At 73.1% G+C, this 5,141-nt stretch carries 6 protein-coding genes; 1 reads left to right on the forward strand and 5 read right to left on the reverse strand.

Annotation, left to right across the window (positions count from 1 at the left end; all coding sequences use genetic code 11):
- The coding region (locus tag B7L92_RS25190) for a hypothetical protein (protein WP_255311129.1) at positions 1–371 on the forward strand (371 nt) is incomplete at its 5' end.
- A gap of 65 nt (positions 372–436) precedes the next feature.
- Here B7L92_RS25190 and der read toward each other — a convergent pair.
- The 5 genes from der to aroH form a co-directional block, all read right to left on the reverse strand.
- Positions 437–1,927, reverse strand: a complete 1,491-nt coding sequence (der, locus tag B7L92_RS25195) for a ribosome biogenesis GTPase Der (RefSeq protein WP_081239700.1) — start codon at positions 1,925–1,927, stop codon at positions 437–439.
- 108 nt (positions 1,928–2,035) lie between these two features.
- Complete coding sequence (locus tag B7L92_RS25200; protein ID WP_081239701.1) at positions 2,036–2,683, reverse strand: lysophospholipid acyltransferase family protein; 648 nt, start codon at positions 2,681–2,683, stop codon at positions 2,036–2,038.
- A complete protein-coding gene (gene cmk / locus B7L92_RS25205; protein WP_081239702.1) occupies positions 2,680–3,360 on the reverse strand; it encodes a (d)CMP kinase in 681 nt (226 codons plus the stop codon). Before cmk ends, B7L92_RS25200 begins: the two co-directional genes overlap by 4 nt.
- Positions 3,361–3,463: 103 nt before the next feature.
- Positions 3,464–4,549 carry a prephenate dehydrogenase gene (locus B7L92_RS25210; protein WP_081239703.1) on the reverse strand — a complete coding sequence of 362 codons (1,086 nt, stop codon included), beginning with the start codon at positions 4,547–4,549 and terminating at the stop codon, positions 3,464–3,466.
- On the reverse strand, positions 4,546–4,908 hold the full coding sequence (aroH, locus tag B7L92_RS25215; protein ID WP_081239704.1) for a chorismate mutase: 363 nt from the start codon (positions 4,906–4,908) through the stop codon (positions 4,546–4,548). The genes B7L92_RS25210 and aroH overlap by 4 nt, the downstream gene beginning before the upstream one ends.
- Positions 4,909–5,141: the final 233 nt, after the last annotated feature.

The raw sequence follows: 5,141 nt of genomic DNA on the forward strand, positions 1-5,141 counted from the left end.
TTCCCGCCCCCGGGCGCCCGGCTCAGGGCTCCCGGAGCGGCCTCTCGGCCACGCCGATCTACGACGCCCTCTACACCGAGTACGTCAAGTCCTTCCGCGCGCTGCCGGGTGACCGCAGCGGCGAGGAGGACCTGGGCTTCACCGCCTTCGGGAACATCCCGCGCGGTACGGGGCCGTACGGCGGCCACGGCCCTGGGTCGTCTAGCGGCTCCCTCGGGAGCGGTGCGTACGGCCCCTACGGCCCGGGCAGCACCCGCCAGGTCACCGGACAGCAGCCGCAGTGGCAGCGCGTCGGGACGGTGGGCCGGCACGCCACCGGGATGCAGCACGTGCCGGCCGGACTGCCGCCGGCTCCGCGCAGGGGTGCCTGACCCGGCACGGTGAACGGCGAAAGGGGCGGACCCGGTCGGGTCCGCCCCTTTCGCCGTGTCCTCGGCTACTTCTTCCTGCCGCGCTTCTCGCGCACCCGCACCGAGATGTGGATCGGCGTCCCCTCGAAGCCGAACTCCTCGCGCAGCCGGCGCTCGATGAAGCGCCGGTAGCCCGCCTCGATGAAGCCGGAGGCGAACAGCACGAACCGCGGCGGCTTGGTGCCCGCCTGGGTGCCGAACAGAATGCGCGGCTGCTTGCCGCCCCGCACGGGGTGCGGGTGGGCGGCGACCAGTTCGCCGAGGAAGGCGTTCAGCCTGCCGGTCGGCACCCGGGTCTCCCAGCCGGCCAGGGCCGTCTCGATGGCCGGGACCAGCTTCTCCATGTGCCGGCCGGTGCGCGCCGAGACGTTCACCCGGGGCGCCCACACGACCTGGCCGAGCTCGGTCTCGATCTCGCGCTCCAGGTAGTAGCGGCGCTCCTCGTCGAGGGTGTCCCACTTGTTGAACGCGAGGACGAGCGCGCGGCCCGCCTCGACGGCCATGGTGACGATGCGCTGGTCCTGCACCGAGATGGACTCGGCGGCGTCGATGAGCACGACGGCCACCTCGGCCTTCTCGACGGCGGCGGCGGTGCGCAGCGAGGCGTAGTAGTCGGCGCCCTGCTGGAGGTGGACCCGCTTGCGGATGCCCGCCGTGTCGACGAACTTCCAGGTCTTGCCGCCCAGTTCGATCATCTCGTCGACCGGGTCGCGGGTGGTGCCGGCCAGTTCGTTGACGACGACGCGCTCCTCGCCGGCGACCTTGTTCAGCAGCGAGGACTTGCCGACGTTCGGGCGGCCGATCAGGGCGACCCGGCGCGGTCCGCCGACGGCGGTGCCGAAGGTCTGCGCCGGGGCCTCCGGCAGGGCCTCCAGGACCTGGTCCAGCATGTCCCCGGTGCCGCGGCCGTGCAGGGCGGAGACCGGGTACGGCTCGCCCAGGCCCAGGGACCACAGGTACGCGGCGTCGGCCTCGCCGCTCGGGCCGTCCACCTTGTTGGCGCACAGCACGACCGGCTTGCCGGCCTTGCGCAGCAGCCGGACCACGGCCTCGTCGGTGTCGGTCGCGCCGACCTTGGCGTCGACGACGAAGACGACCGCGTCGGCGGCCTCGATGGCGTACTCGGCCTGCGCGGCCACGGACGCGTCGATGCCGAGGACGTCCTGCTCCCAGCCGCCGGTGTCGACGACCTTGAAGCGGCGGCCCGCCCACTCGGCCTCGTAGGTGACGCGGTCGCGGGTGACGCCCGGCTTGTCCTCGACGACGGCCTCGCGGCGGCCGATGATCCGGTTCACCAGGGTCGACTTGCCGACATTGGGGCGGCCGACGACGGCGAGCACGGGCAGCGGACCGTGTCCGGCGGCCTCGATGGCGCCCTCGACGTCCTCGAGGTCGAAGCCCTCCTCCGCGGCGAGCTCCATGAACTCCGCGTACTCGGCGTCGCCGAGCGCCCCGTGGTCGTGCTCGTGCGCGCCCTCGTACGCGTCCGAGCCGTCGGGCTGGATGTGGTCGTTCATGAAGTCCGTACCTCGTTCATCGTGGTGGTCGGTGGACCGCCCGGTCCGGAGCGGTCCACTACTCAGTGTCGCCCGGCGTCCGGTGGGACGCCCGGCGTTTTCCGTCGGTCAGCGTCCGGTCAGGCGCCTGGCGTTCTCCAGGTGCGCGGTGAGCTGCTTCTGGATGCGCTCGGTCGCCTCGTCCAGCGCTCTGCGGGTGCGCCGGCCGCTGCCGTCGCCCGCGTCGAAGGGGTCGCCGAAGACGACGTCGACGCGGGAGCGCAGCGGGGGCAGCCCCTTTATCAACCGTCCACGCCGCTCGGAACTTCCCAGCACGGCCACCGGCACGATCGGCGCGCCGCCGCGCACGGCGAAGTAGGCGAGTCCCGCGCGGATCGAGGCGAAGTCGCCCTCGCCCCGGGTGCCCTCGGGGAAGATGCCGAGGACACCGCCCTGCTCCAGGACGCCCAGTGCCCGGGAGATCGCCGTGCGGTCGGTGGTGTGCCGGTCCACCTTCAGCTGGCCGATGCCGGTCAGGAACGGGTCGAGCGGGCCGACGAACGCCTCCTTCTTGATCAGGAAGTGCGTCGGCCGGGGCGACACGCCCATGACCATCGGGCCGTCGATGTTGTGGGAGTGGTTGACGGCGAGCACCACCGGACCGGCCGCGGGCACCCGCCAGGCGCCCAGCACCCGCGGCTTCCACAGGCCGTACATCAGGCCGACGCCGATGCGCCGCCCGACCTCGGCGCCCCGCGCCGATGGAACGTCGGTCACTTCCCGGCCCGCTTCTCCTCGACGAGGGTGACGACGCACTCGATGACCTGCGCCAGCGTCAGGTCGGTGGTGTCGACCTCGACCGCGTCGTCCGCCTTGGCCAGCGGGGAGGTCTTGCGGCTGGAGTCGGCCGCGTCCCGCTTGATCAGGGCCTCGCGGGTGGCGTCGACGTCGACGCCCTTGAGCTCACCGCTGCGGCGGGCGGCCCGCGCCTCCGCGGAGGCGGTGAGGAAGATCTTCAGGTCGGCGTCGGGCAGCACGGTGGTGCCGATGTCGCGGCCCTCGACGACGATGCCGGTGACGGCGGAGGAGGCGATCGTGCGCTGCAGCTCGGTGATCCGGGTCCGCACCTCGGGCACCGCGCTGACCGCGCTGACCTTCGAGGTGACCTCCTGCTCGCGGATCGGACCGGCCACGTCCACCCCGTCGACCGTGATGGTCGGGCCCTTGGGGTCGGTGCCCGAGACGATCTCCGGCTTGCCGGCGACGGCGGCGATCGCGGAGGGGTCGTCTATGTCGATGCCGTTGTTCACCATCCACCAGGTGATCGCCCGGTACTGGGCGCCGGTGTCCAGGTAGTTCAGGCCGAGCTGCGCCGCCACGGCCTTCGACGTGCTCGACTTGCCCGTGCCGGAGGGGCCGTCGATGGCGACAATCACGGGCGTGGCGCTTTCCACAGTGGGACCTTCCTGGACCTGGCTGGCGGGGGACGGGGCGCGACCGCCCCGCACAAGGTTACTGGGTGCGCATCCCCCGATCGGCCCATCCCGGGGCCGGGCCCTACTGCCGGATCGCCCAGCCCCGCTCCCGCAGCGCCGCCGTGAGGACGGGTGCGGTCCGGGGCTCGACCATGAGCTGCACCAGACCGGCCTGCTGCCCGGTGGCGTGCTCGATCCGCACGTCCTCGATGTTGACCCCGGCCCGGTCCGCGTCGGCAAAGATGCGGGCCAGCTGCCCCGGCTGGTCGTCGATGAGCACCGCCACCGTCTCGTAGACCCGCGGAGCGGACCCGTGCTTGCCGGGGACGCGGACCTGGCCGGCGTTGCCGCGGCGCAGCACGCCCTCGATCCCCGTGCTGCCCTCGCGGCGCTTGTCCTCGTCGGAGGACTGCAGCGCGCGCAGGGCCCGCACGGTCTCCTCCAGGTCGGCGGCGACGTCCGTGAGCAGGTCGGCGACCGGCCCGGGGTTCGCGGACAGGATGTCGATCCACATCCGGGGGTCGGAGGCGGCGATCCGGGTCACGTCCCGGATGCCCTGCCCGCACAGCCGTACGGCGGCCTCCTCGGCGTGCTCCAGGCGCGCGGCGACCATGCTGGACACCAGGTGGGGCATGTGGGAGACGAGGGCCACGGCGCGGTCGTGCGCGTCGGCGTCCATGACGACGGGCACGGCGCGGCAGTGCGAGACCAGTTCCAGGGCGAGGTTCAGCACCTCGGTGTCGGTGTCCCGGGTGGGGGTCAGCACCCAGGGGCGGCCCTCGAAGAGGTCGGCGGTGGCGGCCAGCGGGCCGGACCTCTCCCGGCCGGACATGGGGTGCGTGCCGATGTAGGGCGTCAGGTCGAGGCCGCGCGCCTCGAGCTCGCGACGCGGTCCGCCCTTGACGCTGGCGACGTCGAGGTAGCCGCGGGCCAGGCCGCGCTCCATCGCGTCGGCGAGCACGTCGGCCACGTGGGCGGGCGGGGCGGCGACGACCGCCAGGTCCACCGGCCCGTCGGGGACCTCGTCCGTGCCGGCGCCGAGCGCGGCGGCGGTGCGGGCCTGCTCCGGATCGTGGTCGGCGAGGTGGACGGCGACGCCCCGCCGGGTCAGGGCGAGGGCGGCGGAGGTGCCGATGAGTCCGGTGCCGAGGACGAGTGCTGTTCTCACTGGGCGATGTCCTTGCGCAGGGCGGCCGCGGCGCCGAGGTAGACGTGCGCGATGTCGGCGCGGGGCTTGTCGGACTCGATGTGCGCCAGGACGCGGACGACGCGGGGCATGGCGCCCTCGACGTCCAGCTCCTGGGCGCAGATCAGGGGCACGTCGACGATGCCGAGCCTGCGGGCGGCGGCCGCCGGGAAGTCGCTGTGCAGGTCGGGGGTGGCCGTGAACCAGATGCTGATCAGGTCGTCGGAGGTCAGCCCGTTGCGCTCCAGGACGGTGGTGAGCAGCGCGCCGACCTGCTGCTCCATGTGACCGGGCTCGTCCCGCTCCAGTTGGACGGCGCCCCGGACCGCTCGTACCGCCACGACGATGCTCCTTGCTGACGTGCGTCTGTCGCCTGTTCGGTCGTCCAGCCTAGCCAGACCGCGCGCGGCAGGTGGTCGGCGCCCGCCCGCTGAGACGGGTGATGTGCGCGTTCCCTACCGTTTCGTCACGATTTGCTTCTCCTTCGGCGCATTCGGTGCCACGATGCAGGGGCTGTGGCCCGCGCCGGTCTCCCCCTTGCCTCTCTCCCCATTCCCTCCCTCCTCCCTCCTCC

It is taken from the genome of Streptomyces viridosporus (genome assembly GCF_002078235.1).
GTDB classification, from domain to species: domain Bacteria; phylum Actinomycetota; class Actinomycetes; order Streptomycetales; family Streptomycetaceae; genus Streptomyces; species Streptomyces viridosporus.